General features: G+C 42.5%; 17 protein-coding genes. 11 read left to right on the forward strand and 6 right to left on the reverse strand.

The window, feature by feature from the left end:
- Nucleotides 1-91: 91 nt before the first annotated feature.
- Both HMPREF0549_RS01700 and HMPREF0549_RS09710 read right to left on the reverse strand, forming a co-directional pair.
- Nucleotides 92-2,497, reverse strand: coding sequence for a Xaa-Pro dipeptidyl-peptidase (locus tag HMPREF0549_RS01700; RefSeq protein WP_003716527.1), 2,406 nt, complete (start codon nt 2,495-2,497; stop codon nt 92-94).
- 344 nt (nt 2,498-2,841) lie between these two features.
- On the reverse strand, nt 2,842-2,997 hold the full coding sequence (locus HMPREF0549_RS09710) for a hypothetical protein (RefSeq protein ID WP_003716528.1): 156 nt from the start codon (nt 2,995-2,997) through the stop codon (nt 2,842-2,844).
- 107 nt (nt 2,998-3,104) lie between these two features.
- Here HMPREF0549_RS09710 and HMPREF0549_RS01705 point away from each other — a divergent pair, with 107 nt between their 5' ends.
- Genes HMPREF0549_RS01705 through HMPREF0549_RS01720 form a run of 4 tightly spaced genes read left to right on the forward strand, consistent with a single transcriptional unit; the run spans nt 3,105 to nt 6,892 of the window.
- Nucleotides 3,105-4,199 (forward strand): ABC transporter ATP-binding protein, encoded by a 1,095-nt coding sequence (locus tag HMPREF0549_RS01705; RefSeq protein WP_003716529.1) that lies wholly within the window; start codon nt 3,105-3,107, stop codon nt 4,197-4,199.
- The gene (locus HMPREF0549_RS01710; protein WP_003716530.1) at nt 4,199-5,005 is read left to right on the forward strand and encodes an ABC transporter permease; all 807 of its coding nucleotides are present in this window, start codon (nt 4,199-4,201) and stop codon (nt 5,003-5,005) included. The genes HMPREF0549_RS01705 and HMPREF0549_RS01710 overlap by 1 nt, the downstream gene beginning before the upstream one ends.
- 1 nt (nt 5,006) lies before the next feature.
- Entirely contained in the window at nt 5,007-5,822 is an 816-nt protein-coding gene (locus tag HMPREF0549_RS01715) for an ABC transporter permease (RefSeq protein ID WP_003716531.1), read from the forward strand.
- On the forward strand, nt 5,819-6,892 hold the full coding sequence (locus HMPREF0549_RS01720) for an ABC transporter substrate-binding protein (protein ID WP_003716532.1): 1,074 nt from the start codon (nt 5,819-5,821) through the stop codon (nt 6,890-6,892). The genes HMPREF0549_RS01715 and HMPREF0549_RS01720 overlap by 4 nt, the downstream gene beginning before the upstream one ends.
- Before the next feature lie 295 nt (nt 6,893-7,187).
- Here the strand turns inward: HMPREF0549_RS01720 and HMPREF0549_RS01725 are convergent, their stop codons facing one another.
- From HMPREF0549_RS01725 to HMPREF0549_RS01740, 4 genes are all read right to left on the reverse strand, one after another.
- Nucleotides 7,188-8,516, reverse strand: a complete 1,329-nt coding sequence (locus tag HMPREF0549_RS01725) for an APC family permease (RefSeq protein ID WP_040530710.1) — start codon at nt 8,514-8,516, stop codon at nt 7,188-7,190.
- 344 nt (nt 8,517-8,860) lie between these two features.
- Entirely contained in the window at nt 8,861-11,530 is a 2,670-nt protein-coding gene (locus tag HMPREF0549_RS01730) for an HAD-IC family P-type ATPase (protein WP_003716534.1), read from the reverse strand.
- Between the two features lie 451 nt (nt 11,531-11,981).
- Nucleotides 11,982-13,295, reverse strand: coding sequence for an MFS transporter (locus HMPREF0549_RS01735; protein ID WP_003716535.1), 1,314 nt, complete (start codon nt 13,293-13,295; stop codon nt 11,982-11,984).
- 179 nt (nt 13,296-13,474) lie between these two features.
- Nucleotides 13,475-14,869 (reverse strand): APC family permease, encoded by a 1,395-nt coding sequence (locus tag HMPREF0549_RS01740; RefSeq protein ID WP_003716536.1) that lies wholly within the window; start codon nt 14,867-14,869, stop codon nt 13,475-13,477.
- A gap of 135 nt (nt 14,870-15,004) precedes the next feature.
- Between HMPREF0549_RS01740 and HMPREF0549_RS01745 the strand changes: the two genes are divergently transcribed.
- The 7 genes from HMPREF0549_RS01745 (at nt 15,005) to HMPREF0549_RS01775 (ending at nt 21,124) form a co-directional block, all read left to right on the forward strand.
- On the forward strand, nt 15,005-15,418 hold the full coding sequence (locus HMPREF0549_RS01745; RefSeq protein WP_003716537.1) for a bis(5'-nucleosyl)-tetraphosphatase: 414 nt from the start codon (nt 15,005-15,007) through the stop codon (nt 15,416-15,418).
- Nucleotide 15,419: 1 nt separating this feature from the next.
- Nucleotides 15,420-15,989 (forward strand): guanylate kinase, encoded by a 570-nt coding sequence (locus HMPREF0549_RS01750; protein ID WP_003716538.1) that lies wholly within the window; start codon nt 15,420-15,422, stop codon nt 15,987-15,989.
- Between the two features lie 41 nt (nt 15,990-16,030).
- Nucleotides 16,031-16,474 carry a Fur family transcriptional regulator gene (locus HMPREF0549_RS01755; protein WP_003716539.1) on the forward strand — a complete coding sequence of 148 codons (444 nt, stop codon included), beginning with the start codon at nt 16,031-16,033 and terminating at the stop codon, nt 16,472-16,474.
- A 71-nt stretch (nt 16,475-16,545) separates the two neighbouring features.
- Nucleotides 16,546-16,962, forward strand: coding sequence for a hypothetical protein (locus HMPREF0549_RS01760; RefSeq protein ID WP_003716540.1), 417 nt, complete (start codon nt 16,546-16,548; stop codon nt 16,960-16,962).
- An 18-nt stretch (nt 16,963-16,980) separates the two neighbouring features.
- The gene (locus HMPREF0549_RS01765; RefSeq protein WP_003716541.1) at nt 16,981-17,838 is read left to right on the forward strand and encodes a DUF6681 family protein; all 858 of its coding nucleotides are present in this window, start codon (nt 16,981-16,983) and stop codon (nt 17,836-17,838) included.
- 154 nt (nt 17,839-17,992) lie between these two features.
- Nucleotides 17,993-18,553 (forward strand): TetR/AcrR family transcriptional regulator, encoded by a 561-nt coding sequence (locus HMPREF0549_RS01770; RefSeq protein ID WP_040530712.1) that lies wholly within the window; start codon nt 17,993-17,995, stop codon nt 18,551-18,553.
- 42 nt (nt 18,554-18,595) lie between these two features.
- On the forward strand, nt 18,596-21,124 hold the full coding sequence (locus tag HMPREF0549_RS01775) for a YhgE/Pip domain-containing protein (RefSeq protein WP_003716543.1): 2,529 nt from the start codon (nt 18,596-18,598) through the stop codon (nt 21,122-21,124).
- Nucleotides 21,125-21,170: the final 46 nt, after the last annotated feature.

Raw genomic sequence — 21,170 nt, forward strand, 5'->3', positions numbered from 1 at the left:
TCTCTCCTTTATCTGTATATTAATACAGTATACAGACCATTCTAGCACAGGATAAGTTTACTTGTGAAAGATAAGCAGTTGGGGAAAAAAACTAGAGTGGCATTACTCCTGGAATCAATAAGGAACTATCGGCCGTTTTGACTGTATAGGTAATCTCTTCGTTACCGCGAAGTGTAGCGCCAAAGTCAGTGCTATAAATAATTAGACCGAGACGATGACGTTTAAGCAGGTGATGAAAAATCGGCTGAAGTTCAAAGTGGACTTTCACAAATTGGTTTGCTGCTAAATCATCGACTTGACTGGCACTGTGACGATTTTGCAAATTAATATGACCGTCAGCGATTACCTTGTAGTCACTAGTCTTTGGCTGCAACCGGAATTCACGGAGATCGTCACTTGCCCAGTGGAAACCTAGTTGGAGACCATTTCGATTTATCAAAACCGGAGAAATCGTTAATCGTTTAGCAGTGCCCAAATCAACTAATTGAGCACTAAGCATCCCGTGATCAGCCGAAGAAGCAACGGTAACGGTAACTTCAGGAGTCCCCCGAAGCAAAAGATCTTTTTCTGCTGGTGCTGTCGTTAATTTGTAGGAGAACTTTCCGTGATCCTTAATTAATGAATTTTGCCAGTCATTAATATTGTGGCACCACTTTTCAAAGGTTTCAGCAGTTTGGTGATCGTTAAAACGATATTCCGAAGAAAGTTTCGGATCATTAGCGGATAATTCCGTTTTATTAAAGTAGAGTCTTCTTTCGTTTCCGGCAGTCCACTCATCATATTTCCACCAAGTTTCGGGTTGCGTATTATCCTGGACTAGCACTTTTGGCAGAGTTTTATCAGCGTGGTTGTCCTTTCCCCACAGTTTGTTGGCTAGCCACAAGTTAACCATTTCGGAAAAGTCGAGGGATTGGAAGGCGTTGATATAGATGTGCTGACCTTGGTGTAAGACTAGCTTGCTGGTTACGGGAAGCTTTTGTAATTCGTCATAGAGCGCCTTAACGTTGCTTGGTTTAACGTTAGTATCGTTTAGACCGTGAACCATCATGACGGCCGCTTTAATATTTTTGATCGCTGGTCGGTAGTTACGGTTGGCCCAGAATTGATTGTAGTTTCCGGTTTTCCGGTCCATTGCCTGTGCAAGTCCAGCAATATATTTATCATTAGTTTTCTTAATTCGCTGGTAGTCAGCTGGCCGCTTTGTTCGACTGAAGGTTTCATCAGCCAGAACATCAGCATCTTCACCCTGGAAACCACCTGGAGCACGAACTAAACCATTTTCTCGGTAGTAGTCGTACCATGACGAGATTGCCGCTTCACTAATAATTGCTTTTAATCCGGGAACGCCAGTCGTCGCAACAGCAGTAGCTAGGGTTCCAAGGTAGGATCGCCCAGTCATTGCAACGTTACCGTTACACCACCAGGCTTTGATTTTAATCCCGCTATGCCGATCTGTAAACGCAATCCGATCACCATGAAGCCATTCAACAACTGCCTTCATTGAGTCAGTCTGTTCAGGCGAACCACATGTTTGCAGACCGTCAGAATCTTTAGTTCCAATTCCTGCAGAGTAGATAATTGCATAACCGCGAGCTGCTAGGTAATTATTTAGGGTGTAAGCCGGTGTTTCCGCAAAACTTTCTGTGGCACGTTTGCTTTCACCCTTGATCTTGCGATGGGTGAATTGCTTTGGAAAGGTTGGTTCGGCAGGAGCGTTTTCTCCAGCAACTTTATGGGTTAGCGGATGATTAACATGGTGGGTTACCTTTTCTCCCCACTCATCATTAGTTCCCTGATTGTATGGACTAGCGGTAAAGACAACTGGCACCTTTAAGCCGTTGTTGCTATCGACTGGCCTGAGGATTTCGACTTTAACGAGATCGGCTTTGCCATCGTAATCGGTATCCATATCAGTCTCAACATAAACTACTTCACGGATAAACTTGGCCGGATCAAAAGAAGCAAGTGGTTTGCCATTAAAGTACAGCGGCTTTTTATATGCCGGTAACTGGTATGACCAGGCGAGAAAGCCTTCGCTCGTTAGCTGATCAATAAATGACTGACCATTCTTGTTGTGGGTGTTGAGAAGAAGGTAAAAGGCTTCTAGGACATCTAGCGTTGACCAGCTAGTGTGTTGGACAAACGGAAGACCAATGTGCGCCCAGTCTTCAAGGGGATGGTTAAGATCAAAGTCAACTTCTGGCTCAAAATGAAGGAGTTGAAGAGCAACTAAGTAAAAAACATCAGTCGTTAGTGACCGATCGTGTTCAAGCCACTCATCAATTGCCAGAGTTGGTGTAGCAAGCAGATCGTGGAGCCATTGACGAACCGCAATTGGCTGCTCGCTTGCCATGTGAGTACGAGCAAGGAGAGTAAGCCACATTTGCGTTGGATCCAGCTCCGTTGCTTCATTAGCTCTCAGTAAATGGAGCATCTTTAATTCACGTAATTTCTGTTCAGAACTTGTCTTAGTAATACTAAATTGGTTAATTTTCATGAAGAGCACCTCGTTATGATAGAGTGTGAGCCGTGACGAATTAGCAACTGAGCACTAGGAAATCCCGGACGATGATTGTTTACAATCAAGGACGGGATAGCTAGGCGGAAGTTGCGGTCACGGCGAGCAGGTTTGATAGAGTGTGACCTCGCAAAGAACTCGCGGAAAGCTAACGATTTCTCCGGGGAGTGGTGTCTTGCACCACTTCTCGGAGGTCGTTAGCTCTAGCGAGTTCCGAAGGAACACGTTTTGGCTTAGCTGCAGTAGAAACTTTAACTCTTGAATATGTTGCAATAAAGTTTATCTATATCATCCTACTGCAACATAGCCTAAACGCGTTCAGTCTAAGCTTCCTCAAGATAAAGTTCTACCATTACAAAGTCAAGATCTGTTCGCCAGGGACTTGCTAGAGCCAGCAACCTCCTTCCTAGGCGCAAGTCGCCTTCGTCAGGAGAAATTGCTGGCTTTCCGCAAGTCCTCTGCTGGCTCACACTCTTCATTATAAATCCAAATTGTCATTGCATTGTAACTACCGAGAAAATAAATAAAGAGTATAATTAATTGGCTAACTATGGACGATGAAGCAAATAAACAGTGAGGGAAGATTATGGCAAAAAATATCTTGGAATTTAAACATGTTGGTAAACGTTACGATGATAATGTTGTTCTTCGTGACATTGATTTTGAGGTTGAAGCAGGGAAATTTTATACTCTGCTTGGACCATCTGGTTCTGGGAAAACAACTATTCTGCGGATCATTGCCGGGTTTGATCAAGCTAGCAGCGGTGAAATCCTTTTTGATGGGCAGTCAATTAATAACGTACCTGCAAACAAACGACAAGTGAATACTGTTTTTCAAGATTATGCTTTATTCCCGCACATGAATGTTGCTGAAAATGTAGCATTTGGTTTGCAAATTAAAGGAGTAAAAAAGACAGCGATCCAGCAACGGGTAAAAGAAGCCCTGCATCTTGTGCGGCTGGATGGCTATGGTAATCGGGAAATTACTGCAATGTCTGGTGGTCAGCGTCAACGGGTAGCGATCGCCCGAGCAATTGTTAACCGCCCGAAAGTTCTCCTGCTTGATGAGGCCTTATCAGCCCTTGATCACAAATTGCGGGTCGACATGCAGCGAGAATTGCGTCAGTTACAGCGGCAATTGGGGATTACCTTTATCTTTGTCACCCATGATCAGGAAGAAGCGTTAGCGATGAGCGACCAAATCATGATTATTAATGATGGCAAGATCCAGCAAACGGGAACTCCAGTGGATATTTATGATGAACCGTTAAACCATTTCGTTGCTGATTTCATTGGCGAAAGCAATATCATTCCTGGAGTAATGAAGAAGGACTATGTTGTAAATATTAATGGTCAGGACTTTGAGTGCGTAGATGCCGGGATGAAGCCTAACGAAAAGGTTGAAGTTGTAATTCGCCCGGAAGATTTGGACATCACCACAGTTGATCAGGGGAAATTAAAGGCGATGGTTGATACGCAGCTTTTTAGGGGAGTTGATTACCAAATTACCGCTCACGATCAGCGAAACCATGAATGGAAGATTAATTCAATCCATAAAACAAGAGTCGGGGCACAAGTAGGCTTAACGTTTGATCCCGAAGATATTCACGTAATGCGGTACAACGAGTCCGAAGAAGACTTTGATGCTCGTCTTGATAGCTACGAGGAGGATGAGAATTAATGCGGCAAAAAGTAATGTTCATCGTTCCCTATGCTTTATGGATCATCCTCTTTGTGGTTGCCCCGTTAGCACTGATTTTTTATCAATCATTTTTTGATATTAATAGCCATTTCACACTTGCTAATTACCAGGATTACCTAACATCGCCAACATACTTAAAGATGACCCTGAATTCCGTTTGGTACGCGGCTCTAATTACAGTAGTGACCCTCGTGATTAGCTATCCGACTGCTTATGTCCTTACTCAACTGCAGAATCGTCAATTCTGGTTGTTAATTGTCATTTTGCCGACATGGATTAACCTTTTGCTGAAGACATATGCATTCATTGGTCTTTTTTCGCGAACCGGGTCGATTAACCAATTTTTACGGTTTGTTGGTTTGGGAAGTCATCAACTGCTTTTCACTGACGCTAGTTTTATGTTCGTTGCGGCATACATTGAAATTCCGTTTATGGTTTTACCAATCTATAATGCATTAATCGAAATTAATCCCTCATTGTTAAATGCTAGCAAGGATCTCGGGGCGACTTCTTGGCAGACGTTCCGGCGAATTGTTTTTCCATTATCAATGCCAGGAGTAAAGGCTGGAATCCAAGCCGTCTTTATCCCTTCGCTCTCCCTTTTCATGATCACTCGGTTAATCGGTGGTAACCGGGTAATTACTTTAGGGACCGCAATTGAAGAGCACTTCTTAACGACCCAAAACTGGGGGATGGGATCAACGATTGGGGTTGTCTTGATCCTGGCAATGTTTATTGTAATGTTTGTTACTGGTGATACGCGTGAGAAAGGAGGTCGGCGTTAAGATGAAGCAAAAAGTTGCGTGGGGCAAGCTGTATTTAGGATTAGTATTCATTATCCTTTATGCACCGATCCTCTATTTAATGATCTTTTCTTTTAGTTCTGGAAAAACGATGGAACATTACCACGGCTTTTCCCTTCAACACTATGCCGACTTATTTGCGGATTCCCGGATGATTACGATCGTGATCAATACAGTATTGGTTGCGGTATTGTCGTCTTTAATTGCGACAATCATCGGCACACTTGGGGCGTTGGCGATTAAAGAAACGCGGGGAACTTGGCGGAATAGTTTGTTGTCATTGAATAATGTCTTAATGGTTTCTCCAGATGTCATTATTGGGGCAAGTTTTTTGATCTTTTTCACTGTCCTTGGCATTCGCCTGGGATTTGTTTCAGTGCTTTTAAGCCATATTGCGTTTTCAATTCCGATTGTGGTTTTGATGGTGTTGCCAAAGATTAATGAATTGTCGCCAACTTTGGTTGATGCTGCCTATGACCTTGGTGCATCACGGTGGCAAGCATTATCCCGGGTGATCTTACCAGCAATTTCACCAGGAATTATGGCGGGCTATTTTATGGCTCTGACTTATTCGCTCGATGACTTTGCGGTTACCTTCTTTGTTACCGGAAATGGTTTTTCAACGTTATCAGTAGAGATTTATTCTCGGGCACGTCAGGGGGTTAATCTTGAAATTAATGCTTTATCAACCTTAATGTTCATTGTTTCCTTAGCATTAGTAATTGGGTATTACTTTGTTAGTAAACATGCAGGTCGTCGTCAACGAGTTGTTACGGTTAAAGAGGGGGATGCTCAATGAAAAAACTCTGGAGCGCCCTTCTGGGGATTATCGCACTATGCTGTTTGCTAGCATTGGGCGATTACTTCATGAACCGGCAGAATAATGGTAGTGGTGGAAAGACAGTGACCGTTTATAACTGGGGAGATTATATTGACCCAGCACTGATCAAAAAGTTTGAACGGCAAACAGGCTACCATGTTGACTACGAAACCTTTGACAGTAATGAATCAATGTTAACGAAGATCCGGCAAGGCGGGACAAACTACGATGTTGTAGTCCCGAGTGAGTATACGGTTCAACGGATGAAAAAAGAACACCTTTTAGCGCCATTGGATCATCGGAAGCTCAGCAATCTGCGCTATATTGACGCCCGTTTTCTTAATCAGGATTTTGATCCAGGAAATCAATATTCAGTTCCGTATTTTTGGGGAACGTTAGGAATCATCTATAATGATCAAAAAATTACCGGGCAAGAGGTGCAACACTGGGAACAGCTTTGGAGCCCACGACTAAAGAATAATTTATTATTAATTGATAGCGCACGGGATGTATTTGCGGTGGCATTAATTACTCAAGGAAAGTCAGTTAATACGACAAATTATTCGCAATTAAAGCAAGCTCAACACCACCTGCAAGCTTTAACGCCAAACGTAAAGGCAATTATCGCGGATGAGATGAAAATGTATATGGAACAGGACGAAGCAGCTGTCGGGGTAACTTATTCCGGGGATGCTCGGGAGATGATGAGTGTTAACCATCACTTACACTATGTTGTTCCTAGTGAGGGGAGCAATATTTGGTTTGATAATATGGTAATTCCTAAGTCAGCGAAGAATAAGCAGGCTGCTTACCAGTTCATTAACTTTATGCTTCAACCAGAAAATGCAGCTAAGAACGCTGAATACGTTGGTTACGCGACCCCTAACCGCGCTGCAAAGAAACTATTGCCACGGTCTGTTACTGATGATCAGCAATTCTACCCGCCAGAATCAACAATGGAACACCTGCAAACGTATAAGGATCTTCCTCGACGTGTTCTAGGTGAGTATAATGATTTGTTTTTGGAGTTTAAGATGTTTAAGAAGTAAAGATGGATCTTTACCGCGATTAGGCTATGTAAATTGAAAACTAGATCGATAAAGGCCGAGAAAAGTTGTTTGCTTTTCTCGGCCTTTATTAGGGGTGTAGGTTTATTTGACAGGTTCTATTGCGACAGAGTCAAGATCTGCTCGCCAGGAACTATCTTCAGTTCTAGACAACATAGTCAAGATCTGCTCGCACTAACCTTCCTCGAGCTAACGACCTCCACCTCCGACGGCAAGTCGCCGTTCGGTGGAGAAATCGTTAGCCACCGGAAGGTTTTAACGTGCTCGCACTCTCCTATTACATTCTCTTTGCATCCATCCTTTTGACGGCATAGAAGATTGGAAGACCGACGATGACGATTCCGATGAAGAGAAGGACACCGGCAGGGTCGTTGAAGACTTCACTGACAAGAACGAAGATTCCACCGGCAATTGCAATAATTGGTACAAGTGGGTAGAGCGGGGTGCTGAAAGGACGAGGCTCCTTGTTCTTCTTTCTTAAAATGAAAATTCCGAAAAATGCTAAAAGGTAGAAGCAGTAAACTGTGAAGACACAAAGATCCGAGAGGTGGTCAGGATCAAAGAAAAACATCATCACGGTTGCAAGAGCCACGATAAATAATGTGGCAACGACTGGCGACTTTCCCTTTGGTGTAACGAACGAGAGAAAGCGCGAGAATGGAAGATCGCCACGACGCGCCATTGCGTAAACGATCCGGGGGAAGGTAATCATCTTCCCGTTAAGCGTTCCCATCATCGAGATAATAATTCCGGCCGAGAGAAGCTTCCCGCCAATAGCACCAAATGCCTTCGTTGCTAAGTAGGCAGTGGCGTTCTCGCCAAGGCGGTGGATTAAGTTAGCTGGCAGGAACTTGAGGATTCCAATAGTGATTAAAGTGTAGATTACTAAAACAGCGGTAATTCCCAAGATAATTGCCTTTGGTAGCAACTTTTGTGGGTTCTTCATTTCACCACCAAGGTTAGCGATTAGGATCCAACCATCGTAACCGAAGAGGGTGGCTAAAACTGCAACACCAAAGCCGCCAGTAGCGTGTTGAACTTCGGTAACGGTTTGACCAAATGCATGTTGGTTACCAAAAAAGAGACCGAAGATAATAATTGCTGCGATTGGAATCATTTTCCCTGCCGTTGTAATAATGGCAAAGATCGCACCAACCTTGTTTTCAAAAAGGTTCATCACACCGATTGCTAGAACGGTGATGACAGCCAGTGGAATTCGCCATTCAGTACCAAGACCAAAGAAATTGGCCATTAAGATACTCATAAACCCGGCAACTGAAGCGATGATTGCGGGACCATAGACGATTACTTGCATCCATCCGGCAAGGAAGCCAAAAATCCGGCCATAAAGATTTTCAATGTAGACGTAAAGACCACCAGTGTATGGCATTTGAGCCCCAATTTCAGCGACAGTTAAACCACCAGTTAGGGTAATAATCCCACCAAACACCCAGGCGGCGATGGCTAAAGTTGATGAACCGGCACTGTCAAGAACGGAACCCTGTTTGAAAAAGATCCCTGAACCAATAATTGTCCCCACGACAATCGAGATTGCCGACCAAAAACCTAACGACCGTTTTAAATCTTCTTTTGGTTGATTATTCATCGCCATTCCTCCAATTCAAAATCGGCATAATAAAAACCGGGTCCACGCTTAATCATCTGGAAAGTGCCAAATGATTAAGTGAACCCGGCAATTCATTAAACCGTTCTATAGGTACACTAAAATCACTCAGCCTCGAATAGAGCTAGAGGCTGAGGAGGAAGATTGTTGTAATTGATTATTAAATACTAACATTGATCTTTCTCCTTTCGTGTACTTGATGTTTCTTAGAATACCATTAGAAATTTAATTTTGCAAGCCCTAAATTGGCGATTATTTGTGCGGTTAAATATTAACGGGTAAAGAAAAATCGGTGAAAAGACTGTTCTTTCACCGATTAAAGCTATTTAATTTACTTTTTTCACCCTTGACCGAATCCACTTATCTCCTTCAGTGAAAATCATAATCAAGCAGGAGAAGAGGATTACGGCACCCCATTCAGCGAGACTGATTCCAGTAACATGGAAAGCAGTTTGCATAAACGGTACGTAAGTCAAGAAGAGCTGGAAGATAATCATCAATCCAATTACGCCCCAGGCATTTTTGCTAATATCGTTAATTTGAGTTAACCCGTACTGTTCAGTTCTAATACTGAAGAAGTAGAAGACCTTACTGATAACAATTGTGTTTACCATCATTGTTGTGGCGTTTATTTCGCTTGCACCACCCCGGATGAACCATTCGTATCCAATTAAGGCGAAAATTGCCATTAACGCAGATACATAACCCATTTGGAAGAGATCATGACGATTCATCAATCGCTGAGTAATTGGTCGTGGTGAACGTTCCATAATCCCATCCTCAGCCTTTTCAAAGACAAAGGCAAACTGGATTGTGATAGCGGCAATCAGGTTGATCCATAGCAATTGAGCTGGTTGAAGGGGAACTTGCTGACCGGTCAAAATCGAGAAAGCAACGACAAGTCCCTCTGCAAAGGATGTCGGCAGGAGGAAGAGAATACTCTTCTTAATGTTGTCGTAGATTCGGCGACCTTCCTTAATTACTGCTGCCATAGTAGCAAAGTTATCGTCACCAAGGATCATGTCAGCGGCGTCCTTCGCCACGTCCGTTCCCTTGATTCCCATGGCAACCCCAATGTCAGCCTTCTTCAAGGCCGGAGCATCGTTTACCCCGTCACCAACCATGGCAGTGACCTGCTGTTGATTTTGAAGGGCTTCAACAATTTCAAGCTTATTTTGCGGGGTTGTTCGGGCAAAAACCTGGTTATCCATTGCAGCACTTTCTCGTTCTTTGGTGGATAACTTATCCCATTCTGCACCAGTAATGGCATTGATTGGACCATTAGTTAATCCTAACTCCTTACCAATTGCCCGAGCGGTTTGCGGATCATCACCGGTAATCATCTTAACGTGAACCCCAGCAGTATTCATTTTCTTTAAGGCAACGATGACTTCTTCTCGTGGTGCATCAAGTAGTGCAGCGAGACCAAGGAATTTAATACCCTGGTAAAGGTGTTCGTGTTCCACCTCAGTTAAGTTTTCGTTGCTTGGTACTGGCTGATAACCAACGGCAATCACCCGCTTACCAGCACTTGACCAGTCGTTAACCCGTTGTTGCCACTTGGCAAGGTCAAAGCTTGGATCTTCTTTTTGAGCCATTTCAAATAACTTATCAGGAGAACCCTTGATGAAGATTACTTTTTCGTGGCTTTCTTGGTTCTCTGTCAGTTCGGCAATGTACCGGTAATCAGAGTCAAATGGTAACAGGTCAATTTCGGCATACTGTGATTGGTGCTTAGGACCATATGCCTTGTGATAGAGCGTTAAGAAGGCACCATCAGTAGGCTCACCATTAATGTGCCAAGCACCATCGTTTTCGCTTAACACGGTATCGTTGGCTTGATAACCAGCTTCAACAAAAAGTTTGAGTTGGTCAGTAAGTGGCGCTTTTTTACCGTTAAATTTAATTTCACCGGTTGGTGCGTATCCAGTTCCTGAAACTTGATAGAGTTGATCGCCAACCCACAGTTCAGTCGCTGTCATTTCATTTTTGGTCAATGTCCCAGTTTTATCAGTTGCAATCACGTCAACCGAACCGAGAGTTTCTACGGCAGGCATTGACTTAATAATTGTCTTATACAATTTGGCCATTTTACTGATTCCAAAGGCTAGGATCACAGAAGTAATCGCTGGTAAACCTTCAGGGATCGCCCCCACAAGCATTGCAACAACAGCAAGCGCTAATGCAGGGAGTGAGTAAATTTTAAGCATAAACCCAACGATGAAGACGATAATCGAGGTTGTGATCGTAATGTACGAAACCACTGTCCCAACATGATCAATTTCCCGGGTAAGCGGGGTCTTCTTTGGCTTAATGTGGGCAACTTCTTGAGAAATTTTCCCAATTTCAGTCTGCTCAGCAGTAGCAATTACAACCCCCAGACCGCTTCCGCTTGTTACGGAAGTGGAAGCATATGCCATGTTTACGCGTTCTGCTAACGGAATATCAGTATCAGTCAATGCTTGGTCTGTTTTAATGACAGAGTTCGTTTCCCCAGTCAACGCAGATTCTTCAATCCGTAAATTATCTGCAGAAACAATCCTCAAGTCGGCCGGAACGTTGTCACCAGCCTCAAGGAAAACCACGTCACCAACAACTAGATCAGCAGCATCGATGTCCTGACGTTTACCGTCTCGATAGACGGTTGCCTGATTAGCCATCATTTCCTTAATTTTGGCAAGGGCATTGGCAGCACTAGTTTCCTGGAAGTACCCGATCAAGGAATTTAAGACAACCACAGCCCCAATAACAATGGCATCAGTATAATGCCCAATAATGATTGTTAATAACGTTGCAACTAACAGAATGTAGATCACAATGTTATTAAATTGACGAAGAAAGATTTTCCACTTAGGAGTCGGCTTTACTTCAAGGACGTTTTGACCATCGCTGGCTAGCTTTTGCTTTACCTCGGCACTAGTTAAACCCTGAGTGAAGTCCGTTAAGTTGAATTCTTTCTTTAATTCATCAGTAGTTAATTGATATTGTTCTTTCATTTTGCTCCTCAAATATTTACTATAAAGCAACAATCTCATGGGATCCCGTCCCCATGATTAACAGTCGGTTGTTCGCTTTGAGTTAAGTTGCTTTAATCAGTCCTTTTCTTATTTTTCGTAAGAATATTATACCATTCTGGTTAAGGTGAGAAGGCGCTATTAAAGGATTTTTAGACAATAGTTCAATGAAAATTCATAAATAAATAAGCTGGGAATTAACTTTCTCGGAGGGACGGTTGACTAATCTAGAACGATGAATGATGAGGAACTCATCAGAGTCGTTCGTAGCCGAATAGGCTTGCTTCGCTGCGTTAGGCTCGAGTCCCTCAGTTACGATACGAAGTGAGCCTATTTGGATTCCCGCAATTAGACTCTGTAAGTTTGGAGAGCACTAAGTATAAATAACCTAAGACTATTTCTGGCTCTGAACTAATCTCAGGTTATTTGATATCTATTTGCTTTTCACAAATCGTGGCGATGTTTCGGGAGCCCAGAGAAGGCAGATCAGACCACCGATGATTAAAACGATGGTGCAAACGAGCATTGCGAGATGCGCACCACCAATGTTAGTCAATACTGGCAAGAGAAAGGTTCCGCTAGCAGCACCAATCCGACTAATTGTGATACAAGTTCCAACTCCGGTAGCCCGAACTTTAATGTCAAAGAGTTCGGTTGGGTAAGGGTAGTCAAGGGTCAACCCTGAAGAAAGGATGATTGAGAATAGTGCAAAAATCCCAATTTGAAAGCCGAAAGACGACTGAGGGCCAATGATCATGCCGATCAAACTAAGTGCAGATAGGAAGAAGGTTCCAATTAAGAATGCTCGGCGACTGATTCTTTTGAAAATCCATGCACCAATCAATACTCCCACCATCATGCAACCGTTGTAAATTATTCCTGATAAATTACTATCGCCCATATGCATACTCTTTAATAGAATCGGTAAAAAGATACTGATGCCAAAGAAAGCAAACGCCTGGCAAGCATAAAATAATCCACCGACAAGTGTTCGGCAACGGTACTTTTTACTAAATAAGATCGTCCAGGAAATGTTGTCAACGGGTTTAGCTTTAAGGAGACGGAGAGGAAGACCCCAGCGTTTACCAATATGCTTTTGGATTAACTTCTGGGCCTTTTTATTTTCACCCTGACTAGCAAGCCAGCTAGGAGAAGCAGGGAGCTTGGATACTGAACGAAAGATTCCGGCAATTAATCCAGGAACAGCAGAAGAAGCAAGGATCGCTTGCCAATTATGACTGCCAAAACCGCTAATCATAATCCCGGCAATGTAGGAAAGAATAAAGCCGACTGTCCAGTAGATAATTAATTGGCTTTGTTGTTTACCACTTTCTTTTGCTGGCAGCCATTCAACGAGCAGTGAGTTTCCTACAGTGTAGTCAATGGCAATCATTAAGCCAATAAGGAGACGAAGAATAAACAATAAGAACAGGTTAGTAGTTACTAACTGAAGAAGCGAAAAGACCGCAAAAAGATACATGTCAACCAATAGCATTCGACGTCGACCAAACTGATCGGCAATTCGTCCCATTAGTGCGCTTCCCATGAGTCCCAGTAAACTACCAGCACCGATTAAGCCGACCCAAAAATCATTGATGGTAATATAATGCTGTGCTTGAGTAAGCCCGGTACCACTAATACCTAGGGCATACCCACAGGCAATTTGACCAAGAATAATCGCAAATAAAACGCGAAAGTGAACGGCTTTTAACGGTGCTTTCTTGTAATTCTTTTTTGTATATTCCATAAATATTAGACAGTCATTTAAGAGTGTCTATTAATTGATTCCTCCTTGAAATTAACAATAAATTTTAAAACAGATTGTTAAAAACACTAACAAACTTGAAACTGGGCTGTCAAATATTTATCAGGGAATAAGAAAGCGGATTAGCTTCTGAAATGGAGCCAATCCGCAGAGCTTTAAATTTAATTTTGTTTGTCGTTTAGTTTACTGTGCCAGTAACCATAAGTGAAGTAGATAATGATTCCCAGTGTAAACCAAATTCCGGCACCAATATAAGTTTCGAGCTGTAACTGGGTCATCATTGCCAGACAAAGCAGTCCGGAAAGAATCGGAATAAATGGGTAAAGGGGAACCTTAAAGCCACCACGATTACCAATATCCTTTCGGCGACGGAGAGGAATAATTCCAAATGAAACCAGTGTAAAGGCAAATAAGGTCCCAATGTTAACTAAACTAGTTAATTGATCAAGTGAAACTAAACCGCCCATGGTAGCGATGATCACGGCCACAATCCAGAGGGCCACTTGTGGAGAGTGACTCTTCTTATCTAGCTTTCCCAGAAATGCTGGGAGTAATCCGTCACGGCCGATCGCGTAAATTAGTCGAGAACTTGAGTAGATCATGGCAACCATCATGGTAAACATTCCAATTAGTGCCCCGATTGAAAGCAGTTCTGCCAGCCAGTTTTGGTGAACTAGCTGAAGAGCGTATGATACCGGGTTAGCGACATCCAGTCGTGTATACTTCACCATCCCTGTAAGAACAATAGCAACCCCCATGTAGAGCAGGGTAACAATTCCTAAAGTCCCGATAATTCCAAGCGGCATGTTGCGCTTTGGATTCTTCACCTCAGCAGCTGAACTAGAAACACAGTCAAAACCTAAGTAAGCAAAGAAACCAATCGTTGCCCCATGAATAACCCCGCTCATGTGGTAAGGCAAGAATGGGTGGTAATTCTTTGGCTTGATGAAGAACAATCCAGCAACAATAAAAATTAGAATAATGGCAACTTTAATCACCACCGCAATGTTGTTAACCCGAACGGAAGATTGCAGACCACGAGATAACATTACGGTGATTAAGAGGACGATGACAACCGCAACGATATTGATATATGTACCGTGTGCGGGATCAAATGGACCAGATAAGGCATGGGGAATCTTTAACCCGAAACTTTCAATAAATGAGTTAAAGTAGGCCGCCCACCCCGTTGAGACTGATGCTACGGCAAGCATATATTCCAAAACCAGCGCCCAACCAAGGAGCCAACCAAAGAATTCGCCGAACACCACGTTACCATAAGAATAAGCACTACCAGCAACGGGTAATGCTGAAGCAAATTCGGCATAACACATTGCAGCAAATGCACAGACAATTGCGGAAAGCAAGAAGGAAAGGGAGACTCCCGGTCCAGCTTGCTTAGCCGCGATGGTACCAGGAAGAATGAAAATCCCAGTCCCAATGACGGTTCCGATCCCGATAGCCATCAGATCACGAGCATTCATCGTCTTAACAAAAAGCTTATCAGCTCCAAGGTAACGATCGAGGCTTTCTTTTCGGAAAATGTTTAAGCCCATCTTTAACCCACCTTTGCTATAATAAATTTAGCGACAAGGGACAATTCCTGTCGCGGATACTAAATATAATACATTTGATTAACATTAAAAGTCAATTAGAAACATTAGATTATTTTTAAAGGGAGTCAAGTAACTATGGCAATTGAAATCACTAGTGGTGCTGTTGTTTACCGAAAGAATAATGGTGAAATTGAATATTTACTGTTAGAAAGTCAGAATAAGGGCCATTTTTGGGGATTCCCTAAAGGTCACGTTGAAGGAAACGAAACCTTAGAAGAGACTGCTAAGCGAGAAATTAAAGAAGAAACGCAATTAGTGCTGCCAATCGACACTAGTTTTCATGTATATACCGAATATGACTTGCCAAATGGTAATCGGAAGCAGATGACGCTGTATACTGCAGACTTAACGCAGAGCGAAGATATTCATTTACAAGCAGAAGAAATTAAAAACTGCGGTTGGTTTAACTATGCTGACGCTCGGGAACGGTTGACTTACGACAATCTCAAGCAACTTCTCGATCAAGTTAACGATCATTTAACCAAGTAATATGAATTTCGGGAAAGTATTTGTAATTGCCGGTGCAGCTGGTTCGGGAAAAACAACGGTTGCTAAGTATCTTCATGACCGTTACAAAATGGAACGGGTTATTACCCATACAACGCGAGCATCTCGCCCAAATGAACGGGATGGGGTTGATTACCATTTTGAGACGCCAGCTTCAATGAACAAACTTCATTTATTAGAATCCGTTGAATATGATCACCACCTTTACGGCTCTTCATTGGAAAGCTTGGTTGCGGGATGGCAGACGGGGCATGATAACGTGATTGTGCTGGATACTAAGGGCGCGTTCACCTATTACCAGAAGCTTGGTGATCGCGCGGTAATTATCTTTTTGACGGTGAGTCATATTGCATCGTTAGCTCATCGAATGGTTAAACGGGGAGATGAATTACGGGCAGTTCATTCAAGACTGAAGAGCCCTGAGTATCATCGGGACCTTCATTTGCCAGATGAGCTTAAAGGGATTGCAAACGTTGTTGTTAATGATTCCTGGTCGCAAACAACTAATCAGATTGACCAAATAGTAAGACGAATCAGTTCAGAAAAAGACTGATTTGTGGTAGAATATTTTTCTCATTGGGGAGGTGGCATTAGATGAGTACCCTTGTAGAGCAAGCTCGTAAGGTATTAAAGGATAATGGTTCACGATGGACTAAGCAGCGTCAGCAAATGATTGAGATTTTAGCTGAGCATCCTGATCACTACATTGATTTTACGGATGTTGATCAGCGCTTGCGAAAGGATAATCCAGGACTTAGCCATGGAACTGTATACCGGAACCTAAAGGATTTTGAAAGCTTGGGGATTGTTGAAACGAGACAAGCTGGTGAACGGATGCAGGTTAAGGTTTGTTGTGATTCCAACCATCACCATCATTTTATTTGTGATGTTTGTGGCAGGGTGCAAGAGATCAAAATGCCACCGATTGACTATGCTTTTTTTGCCAAGCAGCTGCCGGGGGCCAAAATTAATGGGCATACGTTTGAACTGCATGGCATTTGTGCTAATTGTCGGGCAAACAAGAAAAAGGCAAAATAATTTCAATTTTCCTTAACATTTATGGAGGAAAAAAGCGAGTATGATAGGTTGTAGAAAAGGAGCATTTATTTATGGCAAATAAAATCCCACCTTTCGTAACTCCCTTTGCGTTGTTTTCAATCGTATTAGCACTGGGAGCTACTAACGTTGTGGTTAATCACGCAACGCATACATCTGAAGGTGCACGAGTAAGTTCTACCTCATCGGTTAGTCGACGAATGGACTCTGATGACAGTAGTTCAGTTAGCCGGTCATCTTCACAACAGGATGAAAGCGAACAGCAATCTTCCAGTACTCGTAGTAATAACAATTCAACTACTCAGGAAAATCAAAATAATACTGGGAACGATACTGAACGCTCATCCTCGACTACTACCCAGAATAAGCAAAATAACGGTGGTAATACTTCAACTGGCAATGAAAACCAGACAGGTCAATCAAATAGTGGTCAAAATACTAATAATCAGACCACGACTGATAATCAATAAGCGGGGTGAACCTAACTAATGTTTAGTTTTCTCGATATGATTAACTCATCGCTAAGTTACTTTAACTTGGACGTTAAATTAAAGAACCGGATTTATATTATTCTGGCAACTCTGGGTGATATTTATTTGGTATACGTGACTTTTCGCTTATTCATTAACCAAGCCTGGTTGCGAGGCTTTTTGTATTGCTTAGCGATGATTGCAATCACATACTTTATTTACGTTAACTTTGTTTTTTACTTTTTAGGAAAGACATCACAATTTGATTTTTTGTCACCACGAATTGCCAAAATTACGGGGCAAAGATTTGCGGATAATAATCAGTCACAAATGAGACGGGGAGCAAACCGGTATTCAACCGGGCTTGCTAACCAGTCAAACGGCCTTTTTGATGGTGCAGATACTATTCCCGCAACCGTTGAGATTGACCAAGCGGAACAGGAGAACCTCCAAAAAGTGGTTGACCGGCTCTTAACAGAAAAGATCTTTGTCAATGATTTTAACGGGATGAATGAACGGGAGATTATCCGTCAATACCAAGAGACCCATAAACCAGTTCAAGCATTGAATGCGGAGTCAATTCCACCATTTTTTGAACTGGTCCATGATCCGCTTCGTCACCGCCTCGAAATTTATATGGGGATGAACCAAATGGAGCGACGGCCAGTTGGGCATATTTCGAAGATTGGGTTGACCGATGTTCGGGAAGCCCACCAGAAGTACCGAATTTATTTGGCCAACTTGGTCGTGGTTGACGGGCCAAACAAAATTCCCGGCCGAAGCGGCACCACAATCATGACAACTGCCGACTATGGGCTGAAAGCTCAGGTTGCTTATCGTCAACGAACTTCAAATCAAAGAACTACAATTGAATAAAATGTTGTATAGTAAAACTATTGTCCCAATCTTAATGAGACAATAGTTTCTTTTTGTCTTATTTTAGAGCAGATGTGCCGGATTAACTCTGTTGTCTATTTTTGACACGGCTTACAATATTCATTGCAAAATTGACGAAAAGGAGGGGAAAGTTGTGCGAGTCACGAGAACCGTGCGTGATTTTCAAAATGCATTGTTGACGTTGCTTGAAGAGCATTCCTTTGAGCACTTAACCGTTGATCAGATTTGTCAAGAAGCGTTATTACACCGAAGCAGTTTTTACCGCTATTTCCGTGATAAATATGACCTCCTTGAACAAACTTTAGGAACACAAATAAACCGCTTGGTTGATAGTAGTGATTCCGAAGATGATCTAATTAAGCAATTAATTTATTACGTCAATGATCATAAGAGCGTTTTTCGGCACTTAGCATCTGAAAGTGCTCACAGTTCGCTATATGCTGAAATGATGCATATCTTAAGCCAGATCATGTTGGAACGACGACGTGAAAAGAGCAATGATTCTATTATTCAATTATTACAGCAAACCGACGATCCGGAGATGCTGGCTTATGTTTTGAGTGGCGCACTAATCGGCACGTTTTATTGGTGGCAGGAGAAAAATTATGATGTTTCAATTGAACATGTGATTGAGTTTGCCAAACGAACGATGCAGTCGTTATCAATTGGTCGTCAATTGGAACAAAAACAATGAAATTATTAATAAAAATATTTAGGGGATAAGAGGAGAATAGAAATGTGGAATGCGATTAAAGCAGAATTTAAGAATATCCTGCACAATCGACTGTTATTGATTTCCACTACTGTTATTTGTATCATCCCATTCCTTTACAGTATCTTTTTCCTGAAGTCTGTGTGGGATCCATACGGGAGTACAGAAAACTTACCAGTAGCGGTTGTCAATAAGGATGTTCCAGTTGAATATCGTGGACAAACGATGGATATTGGACACCGGATGGTCAAAGAATTAAAGAAGAATAAGCAATTAAAGTGGGAAATCGTTTCACCAGAAAAGGCGCATTATGGTTTAACTCACCGGAAATATTACACAGTAGTGACGATTCCAAAGGACTTCTCTAAGGACGCCACAACAGTTTTGGATAAGCATCCTAAGCAAATGCAGTTGAAGTACGAGACTAATGGTTCTCTTAACTACATTGGTCAAGTAATTAGCCAACTCGGGATGACTAAGCTAAACGAAAGTATTCGGGCGCAAGTTACCCGGGCATACGCTACGGCAATGTTCAAGGCTTTGCACACTGTTGGTAAGGGAATGAGTACGGCTTCCAACGGGGCAAAGCAATTGAGTACTGGAATGGTTACTCTTCAAAGCGGGGTTAACCAATACGTCGTCGGGGTTTCCCAAGTAAACAACGGTGTTCAAACATTACGAGTAAGCGTTGCCCCATTAGCTGCCGGTGCTCAACAATTGGCATCTGGTAGTCAGACACTTGCTAACGGTATCCGCCAATACACTGGTGGTGTCGGTCAGCTTGCTGCTGGATTGAGCAAGTTGAACGCTAATTCCGGTGCGCTGAATTCTGGTGCTAGCCAGTTGCAAAGTGGTTTGAGTCAGTTGAGCACTGGAACTAAAACATTATCAAACGGTGCTAACGAGTTAAATGGTAAAGTTAACAGCATGATTCCAGAACTGCAAAATCAAATGAATAGCATGTCTGGAGATATAAGTAATAAGGGAGCAGCTCTTAATAACGCTTTACGCCCATTAGCTTCAACGCAGTCTCAGATGACTGAATTATCTGCTAAATTAGGTCAAATTAGTGATGGAATTGGTCAGATTCAATCAGCTGTATCTTCAAATAGTTCTTCAACAAAATTGAACAGTGCTGTTGGAGTATTGAATTCAATTGATAAGAGTAAGCTGAGTGAGGCAGATCAACAGAAACTTGCTGGAGTTACGCAACAACTACAATCAGCTAGTTCAAATTCAGATCAAGCTACTTTAGTAAGTCAGCTTACTAAACTTAAAGCTGGCGTTAATAATTTAAGGACGGCAGTTGATCAATCTGCTACACAGGCAGGAAATAGTACTAAGCAAGTACAAGAGGCTGCATTAGCTCTTCAAAACAGTTTAACGAATATGCAAAGTCAAACCAGTACCGCAATTGGTGGTATGAGCAGTCAGCTTACATTAGCAACTTCAGAATTAGCTAAAGGAGCAGATAAAGTAAATAGTGGTGCAAATACCGCTGCTGCAGGTGCCGGAACGTTAACTTCTGGGATTGGCCAATACACCGCTGGGGTTGCTCAAGCTGGTGCTGGTGCTGGTCAATTAACTGCTAACTCTGGTCAATTGAATTCTGGTGCTGGTCAACTTGCTGGTGCTCTTGGTCAATTGAATGGTCAGGTTCCTGCATTAACTGCTGGTGTTAACCAATTAGCTGCTGGTACTCAGCAATTAGTTGATAATTCACCTGCACTTGTTCAAGGAATTATCAAGTTGAATGTTGGTGCTTCTAAGCTTTCAACTGCTCTTGGCAAGGGTGCGAAGACAATTAATGGTATTAAGACTTCTAGCCGGACTGCTAAGATGATTGCTGAACCTTCAGTTGAAAAGCACTCTAACTACAGTTACGTACCAAACTACGGTCATGCATTGGCACCTTATGTTTTGTCAGTTGCCCTCTATGTTGGTATGTTGGTCTTCAACTTTGTTTACCCAATTCGGCGGGTTGCGGATCCAGATGCTTCTGCAACTGCTTGGTGGTTCAGTAAGGTTGTCGTTGGTGCGGTAGCCGCAATTGCCATGGCCGTTGTTGAATGTGGAATCATGATGATGTGTGGACTAACAATTGACCACGTTCCGTCATTCTTTACCACAACAATCCTCTTTGGACTCGCTTCAATGGCCGTCGTAATGTTCTTGTCGATGACCTTTGATAACCCAGGACGGTTTGTTGCCATGGTTCTTCTGATGTTACAACTTGGTGGTTCCGGTGGGACATTCCCAATGGAAGTTACCATGAAGTTCTACAACGTTATTCACTGGTACTTACCAATGACCTACTCAATTCTTGGTCTTCGTGATTCAATCAGTGGTGGTCTTGGTACTCACTACACATTGTTCTGTAACCTTGTCCTTCTCGGAATCGCAGTTGTCTTTAACTTGTTACTCTTATTAACGATGAAGGGAATTGCATCACACGAATTCCGTGCACCAACTGTCGAAAGCTTAAAAGCTAACGAACACGGTCCAATGGGTAAGGGCGATGGCTTTACATCAAACGGTCAAGATAATAAATAGAATTTAATTATGATTAATAAGAGCTGGAAAAGCATTAACTTTTCCG

The sequence above is a fragment of the Limosilactobacillus vaginalis DSM 5837 = ATCC 49540 genome (assembly GCF_000159435.1).
Classification (GTDB): Bacteria; Bacillota; Bacilli; order Lactobacillales; family Lactobacillaceae; genus Limosilactobacillus; species Limosilactobacillus vaginalis.

Excerpts from the sequence above, each read along its gene's own strand:
- HMPREF0549_RS01700 (WP_003716527.1), bottom strand. The coding sequence starts at position 2,497 with ATGAAAATTAACCAATTTAGTATTACTAAGACAAGTTCTGAACAGAAA.
- HMPREF0549_RS09710 (WP_003716528.1), bottom strand. The coding sequence starts at position 2,997 with ATGAAGAGTGTGAGCCAGCAGAGGACTTGCGGAAAGCCAGCAATTTCT.
- HMPREF0549_RS01705 (WP_003716529.1), top strand. The coding sequence starts at position 3,105 with ATGGCAAAAAATATCTTGGAATTTAAACATGTTGGTAAACGTTACGAT.
- HMPREF0549_RS01710 (WP_003716530.1), top strand. The coding sequence starts at position 4,199 with ATGCGGCAAAAAGTAATGTTCATCGTTCCCTATGCTTTATGGATCATC.
- HMPREF0549_RS01715 (WP_003716531.1), top strand. The coding sequence starts at position 5,007 with ATGAAGCAAAAAGTTGCGTGGGGCAAGCTGTATTTAGGATTAGTATTC.
- HMPREF0549_RS01720 (WP_003716532.1), top strand. The coding sequence starts at position 5,819 with ATGAAAAAACTCTGGAGCGCCCTTCTGGGGATTATCGCACTATGCTGT.
- HMPREF0549_RS01725 (WP_040530710.1), bottom strand. The coding sequence starts at position 8,516 with ATGAATAATCAACCAAAAGAAGATTTAAAACGGTCGTTAGGTTTTTGG.
- HMPREF0549_RS01730 (WP_003716534.1), bottom strand. The coding sequence starts at position 11,530 with ATGAAAGAACAATATCAATTAACTACTGATGAATTAAAGAAAGAATTC.
- HMPREF0549_RS01735 (WP_003716535.1), bottom strand. The coding sequence starts at position 13,295 with ATGGAATATACAAAAAAGAATTACAAGAAAGCACCGTTAAAAGCCGTT.
- HMPREF0549_RS01740 (WP_003716536.1), bottom strand. The coding sequence starts at position 14,869 with ATGGGCTTAAACATTTTCCGAAAAGAAAGCCTCGATCGTTACCTTGGA.
- HMPREF0549_RS01745 (WP_003716537.1), top strand. The coding sequence starts at position 15,005 with ATGGCAATTGAAATCACTAGTGGTGCTGTTGTTTACCGAAAGAATAAT.
- HMPREF0549_RS01750 (WP_003716538.1), top strand. The coding sequence starts at position 15,420 with ATGAATTTCGGGAAAGTATTTGTAATTGCCGGTGCAGCTGGTTCGGGA.
- HMPREF0549_RS01755 (WP_003716539.1), top strand. The coding sequence starts at position 16,031 with ATGAGTACCCTTGTAGAGCAAGCTCGTAAGGTATTAAAGGATAATGGT.
- HMPREF0549_RS01760 (WP_003716540.1), top strand. The coding sequence starts at position 16,546 with ATGGCAAATAAAATCCCACCTTTCGTAACTCCCTTTGCGTTGTTTTCA.
- HMPREF0549_RS01765 (WP_003716541.1), top strand. The coding sequence starts at position 16,981 with ATGTTTAGTTTTCTCGATATGATTAACTCATCGCTAAGTTACTTTAAC.
- HMPREF0549_RS01775 (WP_003716543.1), top strand. The coding sequence starts at position 18,596 with ATGTGGAATGCGATTAAAGCAGAATTTAAGAATATCCTGCACAATCGA.